28 protein-coding genes and 1 pseudogene are annotated in these 22,705 nt (G+C 38.7%); 19 read left to right on the forward strand and 10 right to left on the reverse strand.

Annotation, left to right across the window (positions count from 1 at the left end):
• The first annotated feature begins 131 nt into the window (after window positions 1-131).
• The 5 genes from G8782_RS08990 to G8782_RS09010 all read left to right on the forward strand — a co-directional run bounded on the left by G8782_RS08990 (window position 132) and on the right by G8782_RS09010 (window position 3,713).
• On the forward strand, window positions 132-335 hold the full coding sequence (locus G8782_RS08990) for a helix-turn-helix transcriptional regulator (RefSeq protein WP_172370602.1): 204 nt from the start codon (window positions 132-134) through the stop codon (window positions 333-335).
• Entirely contained in the window at window positions 332-775 is a 444-nt protein-coding gene (locus G8782_RS08995; protein ID WP_172370603.1) for a hypothetical protein, read from the forward strand. Before G8782_RS08990 ends, G8782_RS08995 begins: the two co-directional genes overlap by 4 nt.
• Before the next feature lie 352 nt (window positions 776-1,127).
• A complete protein-coding gene (locus G8782_RS09000) occupies window positions 1,128-1,727 on the forward strand; it encodes a hypothetical protein (RefSeq protein WP_216667819.1) in 600 nt (199 codons plus the stop codon).
• 98 nt (window positions 1,728-1,825) lie between these two features.
• A complete protein-coding gene (locus G8782_RS09005; RefSeq protein WP_172370604.1) occupies window positions 1,826-3,022 on the forward strand; it encodes a class I SAM-dependent rRNA methyltransferase in 1,197 nt (398 codons plus the stop codon).
• Window positions 3,023-3,092: 70 nt separating this feature from the next.
• Window positions 3,093-3,713 (forward strand): LysE/ArgO family amino acid transporter, encoded by a 621-nt coding sequence (locus tag G8782_RS09010; protein WP_172370605.1) that lies wholly within the window; start codon window positions 3,093-3,095, stop codon window positions 3,711-3,713.
• 50 nt (window positions 3,714-3,763) lie between these two features.
• Here the strand turns inward: G8782_RS09010 and G8782_RS09015 are convergent, their stop codons facing one another.
• Window positions 3,764-4,174, reverse strand: a complete 411-nt coding sequence (locus tag G8782_RS09015) for a DUF3021 domain-containing protein (RefSeq protein WP_172370606.1) — start codon at window positions 4,172-4,174, stop codon at window positions 3,764-3,766.
• A complete protein-coding gene (locus tag G8782_RS09020) occupies window positions 4,171-4,629 on the reverse strand; it encodes a LytTR family DNA-binding domain-containing protein (protein ID WP_172370607.1) in 459 nt (152 codons plus the stop codon). The genes G8782_RS09015 and G8782_RS09020 overlap by 4 nt, the downstream gene beginning before the upstream one ends.
• Before the next feature lie 400 nt (window positions 4,630-5,029).
• On the opposite strand from G8782_RS09020, the gene G8782_RS09025 reads away from it, so the two are divergent.
• The 4 genes and pseudogenes from G8782_RS09025 (at window position 5,030) to G8782_RS18685 (ending at window position 7,970) form a co-directional block, all read left to right on the forward strand.
• Window positions 5,030-5,851 carry a VanW family protein gene (locus G8782_RS09025; RefSeq protein WP_172370762.1) on the forward strand — a complete coding sequence of 274 codons (822 nt, stop codon included), beginning with the start codon at window positions 5,030-5,032 and terminating at the stop codon, window positions 5,849-5,851.
• A 31-nt stretch (window positions 5,852-5,882) separates the two neighbouring features.
• Window positions 5,883-6,251: pseudogene (locus tag G8782_RS18775) on the forward strand (AAA family ATPase); the annotation flags it as partial.
• A gap of 156 nt (window positions 6,252-6,407) precedes the next feature.
• Window positions 6,408-6,947, forward strand: a complete 540-nt coding sequence (locus G8782_RS18780; RefSeq protein ID WP_425505485.1) for a GNAT family N-acetyltransferase — start codon at window positions 6,408-6,410, stop codon at window positions 6,945-6,947.
• Window positions 6,948-6,956: 9 nt separating this feature from the next.
• Window positions 6,957-7,970: a GrpB family protein gene (locus G8782_RS18685; RefSeq protein WP_343035024.1), complete on the forward strand. Its 1,014-nt coding sequence runs from the start codon at window positions 6,957-6,959 to the stop codon at window positions 7,968-7,970.
• A gap of 126 nt (window positions 7,971-8,096) precedes the next feature.
• Here the strand turns inward: G8782_RS18685 and G8782_RS09045 are convergent, their stop codons facing one another.
• Entirely contained in the window at window positions 8,097-8,351 is a 255-nt protein-coding gene (locus G8782_RS09045; RefSeq protein ID WP_172370608.1) for a GlsB/YeaQ/YmgE family stress response membrane protein, read from the reverse strand.
• Window positions 8,352-8,589: 238 nt separating this feature from the next.
• A complete protein-coding gene (locus G8782_RS09050) occupies window positions 8,590-9,174 on the reverse strand; it encodes a LysE family transporter (protein ID WP_172370609.1) in 585 nt (194 codons plus the stop codon).
• A 306-nt stretch (window positions 9,175-9,480) separates the two neighbouring features.
• Between G8782_RS09050 and G8782_RS09055 the strand changes: the two genes are divergently transcribed.
• From G8782_RS09055 to G8782_RS09085, 7 genes are all read left to right on the forward strand, one after another.
• On the forward strand, window positions 9,481-10,053 hold the full coding sequence (locus G8782_RS09055; RefSeq protein WP_172370610.1) for a DUF4181 domain-containing protein: 573 nt from the start codon (window positions 9,481-9,483) through the stop codon (window positions 10,051-10,053).
• A 304-nt stretch (window positions 10,054-10,357) separates the two neighbouring features.
• Window positions 10,358-10,819, forward strand: a complete 462-nt coding sequence (locus G8782_RS09060; RefSeq protein ID WP_172370611.1) for a hypothetical protein — start codon at window positions 10,358-10,360, stop codon at window positions 10,817-10,819.
• Between the two features lie 95 nt (window positions 10,820-10,914).
• The gene (locus tag G8782_RS09065) at window positions 10,915-11,400 is read left to right on the forward strand and encodes a tetratricopeptide repeat protein (RefSeq protein ID WP_172370612.1); all 486 of its coding nucleotides are present in this window, start codon (window positions 10,915-10,917) and stop codon (window positions 11,398-11,400) included.
• Window positions 11,401-11,447: 47 nt separating this feature from the next.
• A complete protein-coding gene (locus G8782_RS09070) occupies window positions 11,448-11,969 on the forward strand; it encodes a D-glycero-alpha-D-manno-heptose-1,7-bisphosphate 7-phosphatase (protein ID WP_343035025.1) in 522 nt (173 codons plus the stop codon).
• Between the two features lie 32 nt (window positions 11,970-12,001).
• The gene (locus tag G8782_RS09075) at window positions 12,002-12,397 is read left to right on the forward strand and encodes a VOC family protein (protein ID WP_172370614.1); all 396 of its coding nucleotides are present in this window, start codon (window positions 12,002-12,004) and stop codon (window positions 12,395-12,397) included.
• Window positions 12,398-12,925: 528 nt separating this feature from the next.
• On the forward strand, window positions 12,926-13,552 hold the full coding sequence (locus tag G8782_RS09080) for a class I SAM-dependent methyltransferase (protein ID WP_172370615.1): 627 nt from the start codon (window positions 12,926-12,928) through the stop codon (window positions 13,550-13,552).
• Between the two features lie 154 nt (window positions 13,553-13,706).
• Window positions 13,707-14,081 (forward strand): NUDIX domain-containing protein, encoded by a 375-nt coding sequence (locus tag G8782_RS09085; protein ID WP_343035032.1) that lies wholly within the window; start codon window positions 13,707-13,709, stop codon window positions 14,079-14,081.
• 89 nt (window positions 14,082-14,170) lie between these two features.
• Here G8782_RS09085 and G8782_RS09090 read toward each other — a convergent pair whose 3' ends face one another.
• Together G8782_RS09090 and G8782_RS09095 are read right to left on the reverse strand one after the other, a co-directional pair.
• Entirely contained in the window at window positions 14,171-15,310 is a 1,140-nt protein-coding gene (locus G8782_RS09090; RefSeq protein ID WP_172370616.1) for a zinc-dependent alcohol dehydrogenase, read from the reverse strand.
• A gap of 124 nt (window positions 15,311-15,434) precedes the next feature.
• Complete coding sequence (locus G8782_RS09095) at window positions 15,435-16,292, reverse strand: YitT family protein (protein ID WP_172370617.1); 858 nt, start codon at window positions 16,290-16,292, stop codon at window positions 15,435-15,437.
• A 185-nt stretch (window positions 16,293-16,477) separates the two neighbouring features.
• Here G8782_RS09095 and G8782_RS09100 point away from each other — a divergent pair, with 185 nt between their 5' ends.
• Window positions 16,478-16,978, forward strand: coding sequence for a DUF1648 domain-containing protein (locus tag G8782_RS09100; RefSeq protein ID WP_172370618.1), 501 nt, complete (start codon window positions 16,478-16,480; stop codon window positions 16,976-16,978).
• A gap of 82 nt (window positions 16,979-17,060) precedes the next feature.
• Here G8782_RS09100 and G8782_RS18785 read toward each other — a convergent pair whose 3' ends face one another.
• From G8782_RS18785 to G8782_RS09115, 3 genes are all read right to left on the reverse strand, one after another.
• Window positions 17,061-17,507 carry a Crp/Fnr family transcriptional regulator gene (locus tag G8782_RS18785; protein ID WP_172370765.1) on the reverse strand — a complete coding sequence of 149 codons (447 nt, stop codon included), beginning with the start codon at window positions 17,505-17,507 and terminating at the stop codon, window positions 17,061-17,063.
• A 112-nt stretch (window positions 17,508-17,619) separates the two neighbouring features.
• Window positions 17,620-19,506, reverse strand: coding sequence for a heavy metal translocating P-type ATPase (locus G8782_RS09110; RefSeq protein WP_172370619.1), 1,887 nt, complete (start codon window positions 19,504-19,506; stop codon window positions 17,620-17,622).
• A gap of 23 nt (window positions 19,507-19,529) precedes the next feature.
• Entirely contained in the window at window positions 19,530-19,751 is a 222-nt protein-coding gene (locus G8782_RS09115; protein WP_172370620.1) for a heavy-metal-associated domain-containing protein, read from the reverse strand.
• A gap of 336 nt (window positions 19,752-20,087) precedes the next feature.
• On the opposite strand from G8782_RS09115, the gene G8782_RS09120 reads away from it, so the two are divergent.
• Entirely contained in the window at window positions 20,088-20,771 is a 684-nt protein-coding gene (locus G8782_RS09120; RefSeq protein WP_172370621.1) for a phosphoribosylaminoimidazolesuccinocarboxamide synthase, read from the forward strand.
• 130 nt (window positions 20,772-20,901) lie between these two features.
• A complete protein-coding gene (locus G8782_RS09125; protein ID WP_172370622.1) occupies window positions 20,902-21,456 on the forward strand; it encodes a superoxide dismutase family protein in 555 nt (184 codons plus the stop codon).
• Window position 21,457: 1 nt separating this feature from the next.
• Here the strand turns inward: G8782_RS09125 and G8782_RS09130 are convergent, their stop codons facing one another.
• Complete coding sequence (locus tag G8782_RS09130; protein WP_172370623.1) at window positions 21,458-22,585, reverse strand: CAP domain-containing protein; 1,128 nt, start codon at window positions 22,583-22,585, stop codon at window positions 21,458-21,460.
• Between the last annotated feature and the right edge of the window lie 120 nt (window positions 22,586-22,705).

A 22,705-nucleotide genomic window follows, 5' to 3' on the forward strand; every position in this document is an offset into this window, starting at 1 on the left:
AAGAAGTCCAGATGAATTGTCACTGTGCTTCTTTTTTTTATACTTAGTGTCATATATATGATGCGGAATGTCGGGTATAGTTGACATATTTTTATATTTTTACTAATATCAAATTAATAGGAGGATTTGCGATGAATAAAAATTTACGATTAAAGGCGGCACGCGCAGCAAAAGATTTGTCGCAAGCAAAATTGGCGAACACCGTTGGGGTTACACGCCAGACAATGAATGCGATCGAAAATGGGGACTACAATCCGTCATTAAATCTTTGCATCGCAATTTGCAAAGCGCTCGATTTAACATTAAATGATTTATTTTGGGAGGAGTCAAAATGAAAAAAGCTCGATATGATGAATTTCAAATTTCGAACAGACATAGAATCGGGTTTCAGTCATTTATATTAGCAATGATACTAATCGGACTTAACGGTTACATTAAGGCGGGTTATGGAATTTGGGCATCTCCTTTACTAGAGGCGTTTATAATGGTTTGGATTCCGGGCCTATATTTTGCGGTCATGTCAATCTCTAAAAATGCTTATTTTAGTAAGAATGATTATCCGATTGCTCTTGTATTTTTATTGGGATTAGCAGCGACAATGGGCGTTTTTTCAACTGTTCCATTTATTTTTAGTGAAGAGTATCCTCTTATTGAAAATGGACAGCTAAGTGACCGAATTATGGGGTTGTTAATTGCAATTATATCTGTAGGGATGGGAGTTGCTATGATTGTTAGGAGAGTTCTTAATCGAAGGGTGGATGGAATCGGGGAATAAAAAGATATTTCAATGAAGGTATTTACAAAAAAAAGTAGAATTAGTTAAGTACACACGGAATAAAATATTACTTATATTTCGATAACAAAAATTTATAAATATAGATTGATTCGTCATACGAAATATATTAAAATTTGAAACTTTTTCCCATTTATAAACGTATAATGGTTATACTAGACAGATAAGCTTCTCAAGATCGGTTTTAATTTTCAAGTGAAAAGTAAGTCGCGGGTCCTAGATAAATTCCCTCTGCGGCCCGTATACATGGAATTTAAAATAGGGCATGATTAGAGATATAGAAAAGATAGGGAGGCGAATTGCTTCCCGGGAACGGGGAAAGTAGGAGGGTGCCATGGGGCAAAAAACAATATATATTGTATTAACTGACACCGGGACATTACTTTCGAGGGCGATTGGTATGTATACACGAAAAGATTTAAATCACGCATCAATTGCTTTTGATCAGGAATTAAAAGAAGTGTATAGCTTTGGAAGAAAAAATAAGCATAATCCTTTTGTCGGTGGATTTGTTCGAGAAAATGTTACGGATGGAATATTTATAGATGCAGATTGTGCAATTTTTAGCTATCAAGTCTCCAACGAAAAATACGAATGTATGCGTCGGCGGATCCATCAAATTGAATTAAATCAGGATCATTATAAATATAATTTCATTGGGCTATTTGCTGTGGCGATGAACAAGAGTATTAACCGAAACCATGCATATTTTTGCTCCCAATTCGTAGCGACAATTGTGAACGAAAGTGGAATACAAATGTTTTCGATTCCTCCGAATTTAGTGCAACCGCATCATTTTACACAATTACCTAATCTCAAACCTGTATATGAAGGAGAACTACAAAGTTATTTGCAAAATGTAAGAGGGGTAGAAGAACGGTTGCCCCCGAAAATAGGTATGTGGCGGCACTTGGCAGTACGTATACTTTCATAATAAAAAAAGCTTCTTTTCTTTTTAAGAAAGCTTTTTTTATTTTCGCAATTTGAGGGTAAACATGCGATAATAAAGAAAAAGATGGAATGGATGAAATTATGACTAAATCAATTGATTTACAACTAAACGCAAAAAGTATCGCAGATATAAAAAAGGGCTACCCGCTAATATTAAAAGAGGCAGTTATGAACCCGGAAGTGCTAAAAGAAGAAGGTAGCATTATTCGACTAGTGGATCGTAATTGGCGATTTGTAGCTAAAGGCTATTACGGTGAGCAAAACAAGGGGATTGGCTGGGTACTTACAAAAAATGAAGATGAGGAAATCGACTTTGACTTTTTCGAATCAAAAATTAGAAAAGCTCTTGAACGACGTGAGTCTTTTTTCAATGATCCTATCACGACAGCATTTCGAGTATTCAACGGTGAAGGCGACGGAATCGGTGGACTAACCATTGATTACTTTGATGGGTATTACATGGTGAGTTGGTATAGCCAAGGAATTTATTCGCTCAAGCATCATGTCTATGGAGTTCTCGAGAAAATCGTGGACTACAAAGGAATTTATGAAAAGAAACGTTTCGATACGAAAGGTCAATACATCGAACAAGACGATTTCGTTCGCGGCGAACAAGGAGATTTTCCTATCATCATAAAAGAAAACGGCATGAACTTTGCAATCGACTTAAATGATGGTGCAATGACGGGCATCTTCCTTGATCAACGTGACGTTCGCCAATCAATCCGTGAAAACTATTCCGAAGGCAAAAATGTACTTAACACATTTTCGTATACAGGTGCATTTTCCGTTGCAGCTCTACATGGCGGCGCACAAAAAACAACGAATATCGACCTGGCAAGTCGAAGCGAAGCAAAAACAATCGAACAGTTAAGCGTGAACGGATTTGATTATGAACAACAAGAAATCCGTGTAATGGATGTCTTCGATTATTTCCGCTATGCAAAACGACATGAATTGAAATTTGATCTTGTTATTCTTGATCCGCCAAGTTTCGCACGCTCCAAGAAATATACGTTTAGTACCGCCAGAAACTATCCTGAATTACTGATGGATGCCATCGCGATTACAGAGAAAAATGGAATTATCGTCGCATCGACGAATAACGCAAGTTTCGGAATGAAGCGATTCAAAACATTTATTGAAAAAGCATTTACAGATGCGGGTTCAAAATACAAAATTCTCGAGGAATCATCATTACCGAAAGATTTCCGTACAAATCGCGATTTCCCGGAATTCAACTATTTAAAAGTCGTCATTCTGCAAAAGACGAAGTAACAATAATGTCGCACTGGGAGTATCCCTGGTGTGACTTTTTTATACATAGATAAAGGAAGTGGAGGAAACAATGACTGAAGCAATTTTGCATGGAATTATTCTAGCATTTGGGCTTATTATTCCGTTGGGCGTACAGAATGTTTTTGTTTTCAATCAAGGCGCACTGCAACCAAAGTTTTCTAGGGCGTTGCCAGTCGTAATAACAGCTGGAATATGTGACACGATACTTATTGTCGCTGCAGTTTCAGGAGTATCACTTCTCGTGCTGACGTTAGCTTGGCTCGAGAACATAATTTTTAATGTTGGAATTATTTTCCTAATTTATATGGGATTTGTTTTATGGAAGACGACGGTTTCGACAACTGATGTTGAGGGTCAGACTTTTTCAATGAAAAGACAAATTATCTTCGCAGCGTCTGTTTCTCTTCTAAATCCGCATGCAATCCTCGACACTATCGGCGTCATCGGCACGAATTCATTAAGCTATTCCGGGGATGCCAGATTTGCATTCGCGCTTACAACAATTATTGTATCCTGGTTATGGTTTTTAGGACTTGCGATAGCAGGGCGCTATTTTGGTAAATTGAATCAGAGTGGGAAACTCATGGCTTTATTAAATAAAGTTTCTGCTCTCGTCGTTTGGGGAGTCGCGGTTTATATGGCAATCCGCCTGATAGGGAACATTAGTTAATACGCAACGAAAATCCGCACGGTTAAATAACTTGTGCGGAATTTTGCTATTCATAGACCCTTAAGTTCCTCATTCAATTTCTGTGCTTGTTTTCTAAAATACAGGTAGAAGGCAATCCAGAAAAATAAATAGAAGACAATGAATACTAATAACGCAACTAGGAAACTTTTCAAGGTGAACGGAACCCATCCAATCCCAAACGCAAGTATGAAGTATAAAACAACAACAGTCGCGAAATGTAGACCAGTTTGTTGTGTAAGTCGCAATTTGGGATTCTCAAAATAAAGTGGAGAGACCGTAAAAAACCACCCGCAAAATATAGATCCCAATGAGTTTTTCATAAACAATTGCCCATCTAGCATATCTTGATTTCCAAAGTATACGACTGAATTCGTCACTATTACAGCTAAAAACGCACCGAAGAATATCCCAATCATACTTCTGAATAAAAAAGTTTTCATACGTTTTTCCTCCTATTCATTTTCAATGCCTCTTTAATGGCATTTACGTATGTCCGCGATACATACTCTTTCACACCCGACTTGAAATACACGCAAAGTGTGCCGTTAAACGACGCTTCAAAGCGGCTTAATTCGTAAAGATTGGCGATCACCGATTTCGACAGCCGAATGAATTTTGCCGAAGGAAGAATTTCCTCCAATTCATATAACTTCTCTTTTAGCTTAAATGACCCATCAGCCGTTACTGCTACTACGCTATCTTTTTCCGTGTGAAAATAATGGATGTCGTCGGGCTTCATAATATGCTGCATCTCTCCATCTCGGCCAATAAGGAACTCCGTCTCTCTTCCTTTAATAAAATCAAGTACTTCTTGCACGGAATCGTCCAGTTCAGGACATTCTATCGTCACTTTTGTTTCCTTATAATCACTATCAATCATCAAAGATACTTTCATTTCAGACACCTCTCTTGACATTAGTTTATCTGTTCAGACGATCAATGTCTTTAGGAAATCAGCCTTTTGTTCCAGAACCTAACGATTACCAACGCCGTTTTTCCTGATAACCCCGATCACTTTTCCCACCCGCACATGATAATCCCGCCCCTTTCAACTATCTCCATGTCACTAATCGTAACAATCGCCATTGTAACGCCTCCAATTTAATGCTCTTTATAACCAAAGTATATGTGTTATGTAACCTGCTGTCGTGGTAATTTCGGCGAGTGGCACAATTACGAATATAACTTGCAGTAATTAGCAGGTGAAATGCATTTATTTTCTGTCGGAGAGTAAAGGGGAAATAGGCGTCGGTATCGAATTACTATAGAAAATATTGTAATCAAAAAGGGGGCCGCTGATTTTGATTTCATTGAAGCCTAAAAAAAGAAGCAAGTTTAGAATTTATTTCGGAAAGAAAGCTTATCGACTGAAGCGTTATTCGGAGTGGTATACAGATGGTAAGAAATACGCGAAAAAGTTATCAGTTGAAAAACTTAGCCATATGATTATCCAACATCGAACACCATTGCTTCGCAAGTTGAAGGAAGTCGATATGGAGCTGCAACATAACAAGATCACGAACTTGAAGATTGCTACGAAGCGTATGAATGGACTTGTAATTCAACCGGGTGAAACTTTTTCTTATTGGCGTTTGATCGGAAATCCGACAAAACGTAAAGGTTATGTCGATGGCATGGTGCTGCATTACGGGAAAGTGAGGACAGGAATTGGCGGCGGACTGTGTCAATTATCGAACTTGATCTATTGGATGACGCTCCACACCCCCCTCACAGTGACGGAAAGGTATCGCCATAGCTATGACGTGTTTCCGGATTCAAATAGGCGGCAGCCATTCGGAAGCGGTGCTACATGTGCGTACAATTATCTCGATTTGCAAATAAAGAACGAAACAAACGCACCTTATCAGCTCGTCATTTATTTGACGGATCATGATTTAGTCGGTGAATGGCGGGCTACGGCACCATCAACAAAGACTTATAAAGTGCACGAAAAAGATCATCGATATTCGTTGGAATTATGGGGCGGCTACGTAAGGCACAATGCGATTTATAGAGAGGTATACAATATGGGCGGCGAGCTAATCGATGATGAATTCATCACAGAAAACCATGCGATTATGATGTACGAGCCGTTTTTGACATATGAAGGGAAATAGCATGAAATGATGGAGGATTCCAATGATAATTATGATTAACGGCGCATTCGGTGTTGGAAAAACAACTGTCGCGAATAAATTACTAGAGGATCTTGATGATTTCATGTTGTTTGATCCAGAAGATATCGGGTTCATGTTACGCAATGTTATTCCAGATGAAATTAAGAAACAAAATGAACAAACAGACAATTTTCAAGACCTGGAAATGTGGAGAAGTTTAACTGTTAATATTGCAGAACAACTTCAAACTAAAAAGAATTTAATCGTCCCGATGACAATTTACAATAAGGATTATTTCGAGTACATTTTGAACGGACTCAAAAAGATAGATAAGCAAACTTTTCATTTCTGTTTAACTGCTAAAAAAGAGACAATTCATCAGAGGCTTTTAGATAGGGGTGAAACTGAAGGGAATTGGTGCTTTCAACAAACAGACAAATGTATAGCAGCATTTGAAGATGCGTGTTTTGGAAAGTTCATTTCTACTGATGAGTTAAGGGTTGCTGAAATTGTGGAAGCAATTCGTGAGGATGTTGGGTTAATTTCAAAGGCTAAGATTATTATAGAAAATAAAATCTTGCGGATTCGTGCATTAGTAGATAGTGATAAACCCCAATTAGCAAAATGGCTTTCAAATCCTGAAGTTCTCCAGTATTACGAAGGCCGCGATAACCCTTTTGACGCTGATAAAGTCGAGCGGGAATATTTTGATGATGAAGAAGGTGTGACGCGTTGCATAATTGAATTTGATGAAACACCGATTGGTTATGTTCAGTTTTATGAAATAGATGAGGAAGAAAGAGAACTCTATGGCTATTCGGATTTAAATGATGTCATTTACGGGATGGATCAGTTTATCGCGGAATCTGCGTATTGGGATAAGGGAATAGGTACGCAGCTTATCAGTTCTGTCACGGAGTATTTAATTCGCGAAAAAGGGGCTGACAGGTTAGTGATGGATCCACAAACGTGGAATGAACGTGCTATTCGCTGTTATGAAAAATGTGGTTTTGAAAAAGTGAAGTTGCTACCGAAAAGGGAGCTTCATGAAGGAGAGTATCGCGATTGTTGGTTGATGGAATATAGCAAAAGGTAGGTGGCACCAGTGAGGAAAACACTTATTCTTCCTTGGACGACTGAATGGGAAAAGTTATATCACAAGGAAGAAAAAGTTCTGAAAGAAGTATTTACAGATGAACTGATAGATATTTTTCATATCGGAAGTACATCAATCCCGCCAGTGAGCTATGCGAAACCGATAATTGATATTTTAATTGTTGTAAAAAACATTGCAGCAGTAGATTTATATAACAATAAGATGAGGGCCATGGGGTATGAACCAAGAGGCGAATTTGGAATCCCGGGCAGAAGGTATTTTCCAAAGGGGAAAGGCAATAGAACGCATCATGTGCATATATTTCAAGCTGGACATGAAGCCATACAAACCCATTTGGATTTCAAAGAGTTTTTAATAGCACATCCACTTGAAGCAGAAAAATATGGCGACTTAAAAAGGAAACTTGCCAAACAGTTTCCTCATGACACGCATCAATATCAGGATGGAAAAGAACAATTTGTAAATGAGCTCGTGGAAAAAGCGAAGGCATGGCGTTCAAATAACAGCATACAGACAACAACAACTCACGTAGATTGGGGTGGGCATAAACTGAAACTGACGTGGAAACCTGGTCTGCTGCCGGAAAATGATCTTATCACGAGTGTACATGGCTTCTGTTTTGAAGATGAAAAGTTAATGATGGTCGATTTGAATGACCGAGGATGGGATTTCCCAGGCGGCCATATCGAAGTTGGTGAAACAACTGAAGATTGTTTTAGACGTGAGGCCATGGAAGAAGGCTATGTCGAAGGAGAGTGCCAGCTTTTAGGAGCGATTGAAATCGATCATAATGAAAATCCATTGTGGAATGAACAAAGTCCCTATCCGAAAATAGGCTATCAAGTTTTTTATCGGATGAACATTTCACGCAAGTACCATTTTGACGCGGAATTTGAATCAAGTAGACGTATTTTTATCCGTCCTGAAGAGGCTTCAAAATACCATAAAGGGTGGCATGCTGTTTTTGAGGAAATCTTACAAGTTGCGGGAAGAGCTTACTGAGTAAAAAGAAAGAACACTGAACAGAGAAAGGTAGTGTTCTTCCTTTTATATTTTGATAGATTTAAGTTTGGATTGGCTTAAAATAATTTTTACATATGATTTCACATTTTCTTTCATATCAAGAGATCACCAACTCTTACGCATGGATTTCATAACAAAACTTAAGATGATAATAAAGATAATTGCTCCGATGATTGCGGGGACAATGTAAAAGTCAGAGAGTTTGGGACCCCAATAACCGAGTAGTCTGCCTCCAATCCATGCACCGACAATACCGGCAACAACATTACCTATGACTCCGCCCGGCAAATCTTTTCCTAAAATTACGCCCGCGAACCAACCGATGATACCGCCAATGATTAAATATAATAGTAAACCCATGCTGCACCTCTCCTTTCATTATTGAAAAAATGTATTCAGTAGAGAAAATGGAAATATAAAGTCGAAGAACACATCTTCAATCTTTGAATTTGGATTCTCTATAAATTAATACGCTCCGCGATGTTTGAATAGACCTTTTCATAACAACTAGTAGAAGGGAAACATGACGCCAGTTGATGTGATGTTAAATCTAATGAGCATCCATAATGGCTGTGTTTTGGTTGCTTGTTAATAAATTTCACCTCACTAGAATCGATACAGCACTATACACCAACAACAAAGCCATCACAATATTAAACTGACTTCTATATTTCGCTAAGAACTTTTTGAAAAGTGATCCAAAGATGCTCCAACTGAGGGTGCCCAAAAATCCGATAACTGCAAGTATGACTGAATAAAATAATAAGCTTGAATGGTTTATATGGTAAGGCAAGACAAAAGTAGAAACGACAGTAAGCGCATAGAGCACGGCTTTTGGATTGACGAATTGTAAAAACGCACCCGCAACAAAACTATTATATTTTCCACCACTTGAATCCTCACTATCTCCTTTACTCCGAATAATAATGAAAGCAAGGTATAACATATACGCTGTTCCCACTATCGCCATAAAGAACTCGATTTTTGGAATGTAGTTTTTCAGAAGTAAATTAAAATAACTGCTTATTAATAAGAGGGCAAAGAAGCCAGTACCCACACCCAAACAAAATCGAACCGTCCTTTTGAAACCATATTGATTGGCGAACATTAAAGACATGATATTATTTGGCCCCGGTGTAAAACTAGCAACAAAAGCATAGATGAGCATAGATACGACTGGCATTTTGGAACCCCCTTAAGTTTGTATCTGTAATGTTCTGAGTAATGAATTACGCTCAATTGTACAATTTGCACGTTACATTGTAAATGGGTTTTCTTTAGCGTAAGCAAATTCACTTTTTACATTTTCAAATAAACCGATTTTGAATCTTTTCCACTACCTGTTTCGTATAGTAATGACAGCAAATTGGCATGGCGAAGGGGATTTTCTGTAAAAAATTTTTTATGATTCCATAATATCGTTTCTATTACTAGTCCTATCATTCATACAGGTAATCCGCAACAAGCGGAAGTTAAGGGGTGTTTAATTATGAAAGAACTATTACTTTTAGGCATTCTATTTATTGTTATTGCATTCAGTATGGAATACTTTCTGAAAAGAAAATTTAACATTGATCGAAAGGGAAACCCCTTAAGTAAGTCAATTAAGAAACGTCAATTCATCTTATTAACGTTTTGCTTCATTATTTATCTAGTCGTTTCATCTACCCTGATTTTTCAGTACGATGATTTCAATATATTCTTTGTTATATTTCCATTTCTCATGGTCATTTCGTTCATCCGCGGATTCATGCAATGGAAATATAACAGAAATGCAAATATATGGATTCTTGAAACCTTTGGTGCAATCCTTTTTGCAATTATGTTCATTGTTATCGCATTAGTGGTTAATTCAAATCTGACATTTACTGAAATAAAAAGCGAAAAGGCCAATAAAGATGTCCGTAGTTTTCTATACGAAGTAGAGTATACGGAAGACTATTCCAATGAAAACTTAAAGCATAAGGTGCTATATAAAATTAGGCCAGATCAAAAGTACGACAAAATCCAGGTCTTTGCCAACGGCGCAGAAGTTCCATTTCAGACGGTATCGGGCAACTAAAACCTAAAAAAACAGGGGGTAACTTTGACGTTACGCCCTAAATTTATTTACGAAAAGTAGCTTCTTCCATTCGTTTAAACATATGATGCAAAGTGTATCTTTGTAAACCTGCAGCACTCTTTATAGACTGTTCCACGGCGTCATTTATGCACTCATGTTTGCTTATATACTGACTGCAATCTTCACGAAAAAGAAACAATCCCTTTACGATATTATCGCGAAAACATATGTTATTAAAATTTAATCTAGCGAATTAGTAACTAAACGATGACAATTCCGTCTACTCAATAAATGGGGGAATTGTATGAAAAAATGGTTGTTACTACTCGTGCTGTTTCTAGGGATCGGTTTGATTGGATGTTCAAGTGATAGAGAGTCAATGTCAGGGGAAAAGCCGCCAAAAACCGTTGTGAAAATTAAAAATGATACCTATGCAACCGTGCTTGGCAGCTATTGTTGGAAAAACATGTGCGCAGATACTGTTGGACCACATAAACTTTTAGAAGGAAAGGAACCAATAAAGGTAAGCCCAGGTGAGGAAATTACCATCGAGATGGACTATAACCCGCAGCCTAATGAGATCTATGTGGGACAGATGGAGAACAAGAATGATAGCACGGAAGTAAAGATAGAAAATAATCGATTCATAGCGCCGATGGAAAAAGGAGTCTACTATTACATCTATAGTGTGATGTGGATGGATGAAAAAGAAGCGAACGTATCGCACGCTGATGCCTACTATGCTTTCGTTATAGAAGTAAATTAACTGGTTGCTTAGGCGACTTTTTTTATTTAGTAAAAACTTGCGCAGAATTGTGTTAATATTAATTCAATTAGAAAATATCAGGGGGGGCAAATACGATGCAAATAGAAATAGATAGAGCAATTGAAATGAGAAAAACAGGTAAACAAAAGGAATCGAACGAATTGCTCATTAAGTTAGTAGATGAATATCCCGAAGATGCATTCATCAACTATCAATGCGCGTGGAGCTATGATGTATTAGGTTTGGAATCAAAAGCAGTGGCCTATTATGAAAAGGCCATTCAACTCGGATTATCAGGAAAAGACTTAGAAGGTGCCATCATAGGATTGGGAAGTACATACCGAACATTAGGTGATTACGAAAAGTCCAGAGAAGTATTTCAAAAGGGAATTGAATTATATCCAAATAATGAAGCGATCAAAGTCTTTTATGCCATGACTTTATACAATTTAAATGAGCACGGTCGTGCAATGGAGTTATTGCTGAAATCCTTGATAAGTACCACGAAGAATGAAGAAATACTAGATTATAAAAAAGCAATTGATTTTTATTCTGATATATTAGATCAAACTTGGAAGTAATTATCTGTAGTCGGGGAAATTTTCATGAAAAGATTAATTGAAAGAGGGTGTCTAATTTGAAGGTTGCATTTTTTGATAGGGATGGAACGATCATTGAAGACTATCCGGATCATCAATGGACATATATAAAAAAACCGGTAATTTTGTCAGATTCAATTGAGACTTTAAAATCTGTTAAGATAAAAGGTTATGAAATTATTATCATTACGAATCAATATTTACTAAATGAAGGATTTATATCGATGGAACAGTACAAAGAAATTACAGAAATGATGCTAAATGAGTTGGCTCTTCACGGAATTGAAGTTTTAGATATATTCTATTGCCCACACAAACGAAGTGAAGGTTGTGCTTGTATTAAGCCACAAATAGGAATGATTACAGAAGCATTAAAAAAATATCCAGATATAAATATTAATAAATCATTCATGGTTGGTGATTCAGTGGTAGACATTGAATTAGCCATCAATATGAAAATGAAGGGGTTCGGCATAGGTGTAGGTTCTACTTATTGTAATGAGGATATTTATGAAATAAAACATATAAAAGACTTACTTGCCTATTTGTAAGGGATTGATGCGTTTAGTTAGGAGGATTTCTATTGCCAAAAGGAGTTATTCATCACGTAGAGATAAATGTCTCTGATTTAAAGGGAACGGTTGAATTTTGGATTTGGTTTTTGGAGGAATTGGGCTATGATCAGTTCCAAAAGTGGGAAGGCGGAAAGAGCTGGCGGCTTGGTGAAACGTATATCGTTTTTGTTCAAACAGAAGAAAGATTTCTTGATGTTCCTTACCATAGACGCCGGGTGGGTCTTAATCATTTGGCCTTTCATGCAGTTTCACGGGAGCAAGTTGATGCTATCACTCTGAAGTTGAAGGATAAGGGAGTTACGATACTCTATACTGATAGGCATCCATACTCCGGCGGGAAAGATTATTATGCTGTCTTTTTCGAAGATCCTGATCGAATAAAGGTTGAATTGGTAGCACCATAAGGACGGATTTTTTAACAATTTGATTTATATCTAGAAACTACAAGATTAATATTATGCACATTTCAAAAGGAAGACTATTTGTTTGAAGTTTCTTTCAAGAATTAACCCAAATATGTATTTCATTAATATGGAAATGCAATGCTTGTTATTGATTTTGGTGGTGTATCTCCATTCTATTGAATTATATAATTTCGAAACGATATTATCTCTTCCGTACCCTTTTTGGAAACCTTTCCTAGGGGTTTTTCTTATATTTGAAAGGGTCGAAGGTCAAGACTTGCAAGCAAATTAGATTAAGCACAAGCAAACAGTCATCGAGTGCAAGCGAAAAAAATGTCCTGTAAACACCCAAAAATAAAATCCGTATTATACAAAAAATTGTGGTACTATTAAATCAATTAAGGAAGGTGGAGAGTGCTATGAAAAATAACACAACGATTCAAATTCAGACTATCTTTGGAGAAATGATGGGCGACTAATTGAGCAAATGGAATGCTCGCTAGTCGTGCTACTACTAGGAGGGCATTTATGCTAAACAAGCAAGGATTTGATTTGTGGGCAAACGAATACGATCAAACGGTACAAATAAGTGAAGAGAGTAATTTGTATCCATTCGCAGGATATAAAGAAATATTAAATACAATATTTAACGAAGTGATGCAAACAAAGCAGTCTAAGGTGTTAGATATCGGATTTGGCACTGGCGTTTTAACAAGTAAACTATACGAAAATGGTCATCAAATAGATGACATAGATTTTTCAGGAGAAATGATTGCGATAGCTCAATCTAAAATGCCGCAGGCGAATTTAATCGAGTGGGATATTTCAAATGGTTTACCTGAAGAGATTTTAACTAATAAATATGATGCAATCGTCAGTACCTATGCACTGCACCATTTAACAGATGAAGCCAAAATTACATTCATTCAAAAACTACTGCTATTACTGAACAATGACGGGCAGATTCTCATTGGCGACATCGCTTTTCAAACACGAGAGAATCTTGATAAATGCAGAAAAGAAAGTGCTGGATATTGGGATGACGATGAATTTTATTTTGTCGCAGATGAAATTTATTCAGCGTTTGGAGATGTTTGTACATCGGAATTCTATCCAATCTCGCATTGTGGTGGCGTGTTCATCATTACTAAATAAAAATTTGTTAAACAGGCACTGTTCAAAGATATCGAACAGTGCCTGTATTGATAGGAGGCGGCTAAATGGCAATTAGAAACTCAGCCAAAGCAGTAATCATTCAAGATAATAAGCTGTTGACAATAAAAAAGCAGACCAGGACGGCCATTATTTCATTTTACCTGGAGGCGGACAAGAACATGGAGAAACCCTTCATGAAACTTTAAAAAGAGAATGCATCGAAGAAATTGGTGAAGAAATAGAGATTGGCGATATGATTTTTATTCGCGAATATATTGGGAAGAATCATGAACATGCAGCGTTCGACTTTCAAGTTCATCAAATGGAATTTATGTTTTTGTGCAGATTAAAAGAAAGAAACGAGCATATCAAAAATGGAATATTACCGGATGTCGGGCAGATTGGCGTAGAATGGCTGTCTGTAGCAGAACTGCTGCAATATAGGCTATATCCTCAAACCATTAGGAAATATTTAATTGGTTATTTTGACGGAAAGAAACTTCCAACCTATTTAGGTGATATAAATTAAAGGAGTAAAAGAGGGAAATGCTAACTGTATCAACTAACGACGATAAAAAAGGAACTATAACCAAAGAAGGTTTATAGTTCCTAATTTAATCAAGGTTTCAATATTACTTTAATACAGTCGTCTTCGTGATCATTAAAACGCTGATACGCGATGGCGGCTTCTTCGAGTGATACGATGTGCGTGATAATTTCAGTCGGGTCGAATTCACGATTCTTAATCATGTCAAAAAGTGTTGGCATGTGGTGGATGACTGGAGCTTGACCCATCTTTAAAGTGATGTTTCTTTCCCATAAATCACCGAGTGGAAACATGTTGTAAAGTAGCCCGTAGACACCTGTGAGTTGAATAGTTCCGAATTTACGGACGGCGTTATGGGCGATATCGATCGCGCTCAACGTACCGCCTTGCAGTTTAACTTTTTGTCCTGCTTTTTCGAAAATATTTTTCTTACCGTCCATACCAACGCAATCGATAACAATGTCAACACCTCCACTCGTTATTTCTTTAATATGTCCTCCCATATGGTCGAAGTCTTCAAAGTTTAACGCTTCTACCTGATTCATCCTAACGGCGTGGTTTAAACGATAAGGTACATGATCGACAGCAATTACGCGCTCTGCCCCTCGCATCCAAGCGAACTTCTGAGCCATAAGTCCGACTGGTCCGCATCCGAGGACCGCTACTGTGTCACCTTTTTTAACCCCGGCGTTTTCGACGCTCCAATAAGCAGTCGGTAGAACATCAGAAAGAAAAAGAAGGGCTTCGTCGGGGAGTTCACATGATTCGGGAATGAGGAAAGGCGTAAAATTGCCGTAAGGAACGCGTAAATATTCAGCTTGCCCACCGGGATAATTGCCATAGCGTTCAGTAAAACCTAAAAATCCGCCGGTATCGATATGCGGGTTTCGATTGGAATTATCACATTGACTTTCCATTGCATGGTCGCAATAAAAACAATCCCCGCACGATAGATTAAAGGGGATGATGACACGGTCACCCTTTTTTAACTTTGTCACCGCGGGGCCAACCTCTTCTACAATACCCATTGGTTCATGCCCGATAACATAATCCTTGTGAGTTGGCACCGACCCTAAATAGATGTGCAAATCAGAACCGCATATTGCTGTTGAAGTGACTTTGATAATAATATCATCGGCCTTTTCAATTTTCGGTGCATCGACCTTTTTCACTTTAATGTCTCTTGGACCTTGATAGGTAACAGCTCTCATTTAATCTCTCCTACGAACCATTTTGAAATTACTTTCCCCTAAATCAGAGTAACTATCCGATTTTAGCAATAAAAAAGAGAACCCAATTCAATGGATTCCCTGTTGGAATTAAGCCCTTATTTCATTAAGCGATATTATCGCCTTCTCTTCTAAAGAATCCGAAAATCCCTACCGTTTGCACAATATTTGTGAAAGCGTTCGGATCGACTTCTTTAATGATCGTTTCTAAATCGTATAATTCATAACGAGTGATGACGAGGAACAACATATTTCTATCTTCTTTCGAGTAAGCCCCTTTTGCGGGTAAAATTGTTATCCCGCGTACCATCTTTTGGTGAATGGCTTGTTGCAATTCGTCGGCTTTTCGTGTAATTATCATTGCTGTAACTTTCTCGTGACGCGTATGGATTGTGTCAATTACCGCAGTTGTTACATATAGCGCAAGCATTGTATAAAGGGCATTTTCCGGTTCATAAAGAACACCTGCTGCAACGATAATGACTCCGTTAAGTATTAAGAAATACGTTCCAATCGGCTTGTCTTGTAATCGCGACAGGACCATTGCAACAATATCCATACCACCTGTTGATGCACCTAGTTTTAATGATATGCCTACACCGATACCGGCAATGACCCCGCCAACGACTGCATTTAATATAATGTCTTCGGACACCGAAATTACAGGCAAGATTTCTAAGAAAATTGTAGTGAAAACAACGGAAACAATACTGTAGATGGTAAATCCTTTTCCTACTTTGAACCATCCTAATATAAAGACCGGGATATTAAATAGTAATAATAAAATTCCGGTACTTAATTTAATGTTTAAATAGTCCTCGAATACACTAGATGTAATCTGGGCAGCCCCAGCAAATCCGCTTGCATAGACATTAGCATTGATCAAGAAAAAATTTAGAGAAATTGCAAGTAATAATGATCCGAAAATAACGACAGCAATTCGTTTTGATTCTATAAAAAACAATTTTGGGACCTCCTTTTTACGGTATGTATATTTCTGTAACTGTTCTATTATGTCACACGAAGGGGAGTAATTCAAAGCGCATGAAATGATTTCATGTCTTCAGATTATGGTATTCCCTAAACTATTGAAACTTAACGTTTAATTTTCCGTAGTAAGTATATAGAGAAAGAGAGGAGCTGGTCGAATTGAATAATAGGCCCATTTTGAACTTGAAAATGACTCCATTAGAGTTGCTTCTTAACGTCATTACATTAGCGGCCTTTGTCGGTGCGATAGTATATCTTATCTCATCATGGACAGTAATACTGAGTGAGATTCCTGCGCATTATAATGCAGCTGGCGAGGTAGATCGTTGGGGCGGCAAAGGCGAGATTCTTATTCTACCCATAATAGGGCTAGTGATGTGGATTGGGATGACGGTTTTGGAAAAGTTTCCACATGTGTATAACTATATGAATTTAACAAAAGATAATGTTCGTGCACAATATTTGAATGGCCGTCTGCTTGTTAATGTATTGAAAAATGAAATTGTCCTTTTATTTTCTTATTTGACTTGGAAAGGCGTTCAAATTGCCATTGGCGAGCATGATTCATTAGGCGCATGGTTTTTGCCTGCATTCTTACTGATTAATTTCGGTTCGATGGTGTATTTTATTGTGAGGTCAGTGCGTTTGTCGAAAGATTGAGTAATACACATTAAAAGTTATTAAAATAATCGGAATATGGTATTATTAAATTACAACTGAATATTGTGAGGGTGGTTGGTTATCAATCCTCTCTTTCCATTTTGTGTGGAAAGGAGGTGATAATAATGGAAGCGTTTTCAGTATTACGCATTGTCTCGTCGGCAATCTCCGCTAAATACATCGCAATGCGCGTTTCCGCAGTTTCCATCGCAATATTTGCCGCCTGTTTTTCAGTTTTCGCTAATCTCTTAGAGAACTCGCTTAGGACTTTTAGTGATATTGCCGGGTACTTTAAGATGAACTGTTGAAAATTATCTCGACTCATGACGCATAGTTCAACGGCTTCCATTGCTTCTGCATAAGAATCGTGAACCGATTTCGTGAATAATGAAAGATCTCCCGTAAAATCTCCTGGTCCTAAAATCCGAACTAGTTGTTCTTTACCCGTTTCGGATAAACGGTAAATCTTTACACGACCTTTGTGAACGATATAGAGTCCATCAGAAGTATCGTATGACAGCGCGGATATTTTACAGAATTGGTTTCCTTTACAATCTCGCTCATTTCATTCGCATCTAAATGGTTGAAAATCGGTACAATTGAGATGCACATTTTTTGCATCTCAATTGTACCCCCCAAGTTCATTCTGTTTGTAAAATCGGCACCGGCTGCTTAATGTTTACTTGTTTTTTAGTATACCGTATTAATCGCACCGCGTTTAGAATAACGATGAGTACACTCAATTCATGGATGAGCATACCGGATGCGAGAAACACTTTGCCTAAGAGCACGCCGGCGAGAAGAAGGACGACTGTGCCAACCGCGAAATACGTATTTTGCTTCATATTTCTAATCGTTGCTTTGGCGAGCGAGTAAGCATGTGAAAATTGGTCGAGTCTGTCTGCCATTAAGACGACATCCGCCGTTTCCATTGAAATATCCGTTCCGCCTTCACCCATAGCGAGTCCTATATCTGCTGTTGCGATTGCAGGTGCATCGTTAATGCCGTCACCAGCCATTGCGACTTTATGGCCTGCTTCTTTCAATTTTTGAATCATGGCTACTTTGTCTTCTGGAAGTAGTTCGGCATAGACCCCATCTAATCCTAGCTGTTTACCGACAAGTTCCGCAGTATGGCGGTTGTCTCCAGTCATCATGATAATTTGTTTAACGCCACTTGCTCGGAGTTCATTCAAAGCGCTTTTGGCTTCTGGTCGAATTTGATCGGCAATGGAGAAAATCCCTGCAACGACACCGTCAATTGCTGCAAAAATTGCAGTGTTGCCAAGTTTTTCACGTTTCACAGCATAACTTTCGACTGCATCGTCCACATTGATTCCATTAGCGGCCATCAATTTGCGGTTTCCGATAGTGAGAAGTTTACCTTCGATTTGAGCACGAATGCCATTTCCTTCAATGACTTCTGCTTCTTCGGGTTCATTCAAAAGGGGAATGCCGCGTTTACGAGCTTCTTTCACGATTGTTTGCCCTAGATGATGTTCGGAAATCATTTCAGCTTCCGCGACGATACGCAGCAGATTGTTTTTATCGCCCGAAAACGTATGAATATCTGTCACTTCAGGACGTCCTCTTGTGAGCGTACCTGTTTTATCAAAAACAACGGTATCGATTTTCGCAAGAGTTTCCATAATGTCTCCGCCTTTAACGAGCACGCCGTCTCGTGCGCCGTTACCAATTCCCGCAACGATGGAAACGGGTGCAGAAATAACGAGAGCCCCAGGACATGCGACGACTAGGAAGGTTAGTGTCATTTCGATATTGCGTGTGAAAATATAAACGACCACAGACAAGATGACGATAGCTGGTGTATAAACATTCGCGAATCGATCCAAGAACTTTTGTGTTTTTGATTTCGCTTCTTGCGCATCTTCGACAAGTTCAATAATGCGAGCGAATGTTGTATCATCACCGACTTTATCGGCAATTACTTCAATAAATCCGTTGTCGACAATCGTTCCGCTGAATACACGGTCATCAATGGATTTATTTGCTGGAACAGATTCACCGGTGATCGCAGCTTCATTCAATGAAGCCTTACCTGAAACGATTGCACCGTCAATGGCAACTTTTTCACCGGAACGAATGATGATGCGGTCGCCTTTCTCAACATCATCTACAGAGACGATAACTGCTTCTCCATTCCGCATGACTGTCGCTTCCAACGGTGCCATGTCGATGAGGGAGCGAAGGGAAGAACGTGTTTTTTCGAGCGTGCGCGCTTCGAGGAATGCGCCGAATAAAAAGAGAAATGTTACGGCGGCTGATTCAACGTATTCGCCGATGAAGAGGGCACCGATAACAGCGATTGTGACAAGAAGTTCGATACTGAAGGCTTTCATTCGTAATGCTTGAAACGCTTTTATTGCAATTGGAATCCCAGCGATAATCGTCGCCGCGATAAGCGTTCCTTGGCGCCATTCGTGAAGGCCCCCGAAATGGAGGCCGACTGCAATGGCTAGAAGAATACCGGTCAACGCGGTAATTTGTGAAGTGCGTTTTGCATTCATGATTTTTCCACCTCTCTCGTTAGTTAAGAAACTTTTTGCGATAACACGGGATAGCCGAGCTTCGTAATGACTTCGTTAATCTGATCCGCCTTCACAATATTTTCATCAAACTGTGCACGGACTTTATTGGAATTAAATAAAACCTTTACCTCTTCCACACCATTCAATTTTCCAACAGTGATCTCGATTTTCTTAATACAAGTCGGACAGCTTAACGGCTCCAAACCAAATACTGCTTTTTTCATTTTCCTCATCCTCCAATAATTTATTTACTTTCTATATACATCATAAGACGGCTTCGATAATGAATCCTTGACCTACATCAAGTAAAGTGGAAAAGATTGAACTGTAAAGGGACCGGCGAAATGACTAAATCCGCGCGTAAACGAATAAATCCGCGCGTAAAACGAATAAAGCGCGCGTAAACGAACAAATCCGCGCGTAAAACGACCAAAGCCACATAACAACGCATCAACCAACAACAACTAAAAAGACAAAAAACCACACATTTCTTTTTCTTCCCGCAAAATTGCTTTATAATAGACCTATAAGAATAAAGTTGGACGGAAAGGGACGAGCTCATGGAACTTCTCTATAAAGGCAAAACAAAAGATGTCTATAAATTAGACGGCGGAAATGTACTTTTAAAGTTTAAAGACGATGTAACGGGTGAAAACGGCGTATTTGATCCAGGTGCGAACCAGGTTGGACTGACCATAGAAGGAATGGGGAAATCGGGGCTGCGCATGACAAAATATTTTTTCGAGAAATTGATGGAAAAAGGCATACCGACGCATTATGTCAATACGGATCTCGACAATGTATCAATGACCGTAAAATCGGCAACCGCTTTCGGAAAAGGACTTGAAGTCATTTGCAGGTACCGCGCTGTCGGAAGTTTTCTTAAAAGATACGGCGCATATTGTGAAGAAGGCCAAGCGCTAGATGCCTTTGTTGAAGTGACATTAAAAGATGACAAGCGAAACGATCCGCCGATCAGTCAAGACGCGCTCAATCAGCTCGGTCTGTTAACAAATGAAGAATATGAAACACTCGAAACGTTGACGAAAGATGTATCGTCAATTGTCAAAGATGAACTTGCTGCCAAAGGACTGGAACTTTATGATATTAAGTTGGAATTCGGACGTAACAGCGAAACGGGCGAAATCATGCTCATAGACGAAATTTCTGGCGGGAATATGCGCGTTTACAAAGACGGAAAATCAATTGTTCCACTTGATTTAGAAAAATTATTTCTTGATTGAAAAAAGCGACTCGCTCCTTACGAAAAATAAGGAAGAGTCGCTTTTTGTCTGAAAATAGTTTTCTATACATAAAATGTTGAAAACTTGGACAACCTAAGAAAATGAAAACATTTTCCTAGGAGGAATTCTATTGAAACGCATATTACTACTGTTCATAAGCTGTTGTTTATTGTTTGTCATGTCAGGTTGCTTGCAAAAGAAAACCAAACTGCCAGTCAGTGGAGATAAAACGGAAAATCTGAGTGCCCCGTTTATTAATGTCGACGGGGACGAGATCGGGGAAGTGGCGTTCACTGAAAATAGCAAAGCCTTAATCATCGACATTAGGGCAGAAGGGCTAAAACCAGGTATACATGGCACCCATATTCATGAAAAAGGCGAGTGCGCAACGCCAACATTCGAGTCAGCGGGCGGTCATTTTAACCCGACAAGTAAGGAACATGGATTTGATAACCCGAAAGGTTTCCATTTAGGCGATTTGCCAAATATCGAAGTTGCCGAAGACGGAACAGTGAATGTCAGCTTGCATTTAACCGATATTACACTGAAACAAGGCATGGACAATTCAATCCTAGACAAGGACGGCAGCGCACTTGTCATTCATGAAGGTCCAGACGATTACGAAACAGATCCTGCGGGTAATTCCGGCGCGCGAATCGCATGCGCGGCAATCACTGCTAAGTAAATTATTTCAACAAAAAGGTTTCTGTGTAAAACGGCGTTGATTTTTCGTTAAATGCAACACCCGTCCCGAGATGACTATAAATATCTTGCAAGATATTATCACGGTGGCCTTTCGAATTCATCAAGCCTTCATGTGCAAAGATGCTGCTAGTTTGGCCATAAGCCAGGTTTTCGCCTGCGCCGCGAAACTTGATGCCATTGTCTTTCATGCGATCAAATGGGGATTTTCCTTCCAAGTTATCGTGACTGAAATAATTATTTTCAGCCATATCGATACTATGCATTCTTGCCGTCTCGGCAGATCGGTCATCCCATTCGAGCGCGACTAGTCCATTTCGGACACGCGCAGCATTCGTCAAGTCGAAGAGCTGAACTTCGAAACCGTTTCGAAGCGTTTTATTACCGCCGGCGTACATGCCGGTTTTTTTACGTTCAAGTGAAGTAGAAACGAGTTGCATCGCAGTAACGGTGTCGTCTTTATGCAAATCATAAAATACATACGCATACATGCCGTCTACCTCGAACAAGTCGAATTCCTCACTGTCTTGCAATATATATATATTTAATCCTTTTCGAATTTCCTTCAAAGGTTCGCCTAACGTTTCTCGCACGACTGATTTTGCAGAACCATACTCAATACCGATATCCGACGAGATTAAATCATCATTCGTGTAGATGGCGTCGACTTTTCCGTTCTTATCATAAGAAAGCATCATGAAATTATGATAGCCGTCGTGGTACGTATTCCAAGTGGATCCGTATTCATTCAGAGAAACGCGGTTTGGTTCACCGAGCTTCTCGACGACATCAGCTTCCGGCGTTCCTAGTTCTATATTATAAATCGCAAGCTTAGTGTTCAGAGGTTTTACTAACTTCGGTTTATCGACATGATCAACAATCATGCTTTTATCCGCTGTTTTTGAAGATAAGAAAAAATAAGCTTTATCGACCGTATCGTTTATCGAATCTATCGCGGAAGTTACTGATTCGCTCGTCAGAAACGTTGCAACTTTTTCATCGAAAGGCTCTAGAAATGAAATATCAAAATACTTCGAGACAGGTTCTTCCCAAAGCGGTTTTATAAAATAAATTGTGGCAATTAATAATAGTAAAAGAAATAATCTCCTCATAAATATAAACTCCTTTTTATTAGTATAACCCGGATAAGGTTGTGATTATAGCGGAAACCTTTACCACAAAGGTTTCCTATCGCGGTCCACAAAATGTATACTAGAGAGACAACTGATGAA

This window comes from Sporosarcina jiandibaonis (assembly GCF_013184495.1).
Lineage (GTDB): Bacteria > Bacillota > Bacilli > Bacillales_A > Planococcaceae > Sporosarcina > Sporosarcina jiandibaonis.

Coding starts and splice junctions, on each gene's coding strand:
- G8782_RS09020 (WP_172370607.1), bottom strand. CDS start 4,629: ATGAAAGTATCTTTGATGATTGATAGTGATTATAAGGAAACAAAAGTG.
- G8782_RS09005 (WP_172370604.1), top strand. CDS start 1,826: ATGACTAAATCAATTGATTTACAACTAAACGCAAAAAGTATCGCAGAT.
- G8782_RS08995 (WP_172370603.1), top strand. CDS start 332: ATGAAAAAAGCTCGATATGATGAATTTCAAATTTCGAACAGACATAGA.
- G8782_RS09130 (WP_172370623.1), bottom strand. CDS start 22,585: ATGAGGAGATTATTTCTTTTACTATTATTAATTGCCACAATTTATTTT.
- G8782_RS09080 (WP_172370615.1), top strand. CDS start 12,926: ATGCTAAACAAGCAAGGATTTGATTTGTGGGCAAACGAATACGATCAA.
- G8782_RS09090 (WP_172370616.1), bottom strand. CDS start 15,310: ATGAGAGCTGTTACCTATCAAGGTCCAAGAGACATTAAAGTGAAAAAG.
- G8782_RS09050 (WP_172370609.1), bottom strand. CDS start 9,174: ATGCCAGTCGTATCTATGCTCATCTATGCTTTTGTTGCTAGTTTTACA.
- G8782_RS09115 (WP_172370620.1), bottom strand. CDS start 19,751: ATGAAAAAAGCAGTATTTGGTTTGGAGCCGTTAAGCTGTCCGACTTGT.
- G8782_RS09120 (WP_172370621.1), top strand. CDS start 20,088: ATGGAACTTCTCTATAAAGGCAAAACAAAAGATGTCTATAAATTAGAC.
- G8782_RS09065 (WP_172370612.1), top strand. CDS start 10,915: ATGCAAATAGAAATAGATAGAGCAATTGAAATGAGAAAAACAGGTAAA.
- G8782_RS09045 (WP_172370608.1), bottom strand. CDS start 8,351: ATGGGTTTACTATTATATTTAATCATTGGCGGTATCATCGGTTGGTTC.
- G8782_RS09000 (WP_216667819.1), top strand. CDS start 1,128: ATGGGGCAAAAAACAATATATATTGTATTAACTGACACCGGGACATTA.
- G8782_RS09015 (WP_172370606.1), bottom strand. CDS start 4,174: ATGAAAACTTTTTTATTCAGAAGTATGATTGGGATATTCTTCGGTGCG.
- G8782_RS09055 (WP_172370610.1), top strand. CDS start 9,481: ATGAAAGAACTATTACTTTTAGGCATTCTATTTATTGTTATTGCATTC.
- G8782_RS09010 (WP_172370605.1), top strand. CDS start 3,093: ATGACTGAAGCAATTTTGCATGGAATTATTCTAGCATTTGGGCTTATT.
- G8782_RS08990 (WP_172370602.1), top strand. CDS start 132: ATGAATAAAAATTTACGATTAAAGGCGGCACGCGCAGCAAAAGATTTG.
- G8782_RS09060 (WP_172370611.1), top strand. CDS start 10,358: ATGAAAAAATGGTTGTTACTACTCGTGCTGTTTCTAGGGATCGGTTTG.
- G8782_RS09110 (WP_172370619.1), bottom strand. CDS start 19,506: ATGAATGCAAAACGCACTTCACAAATTACCGCGTTGACCGGTATTCTT.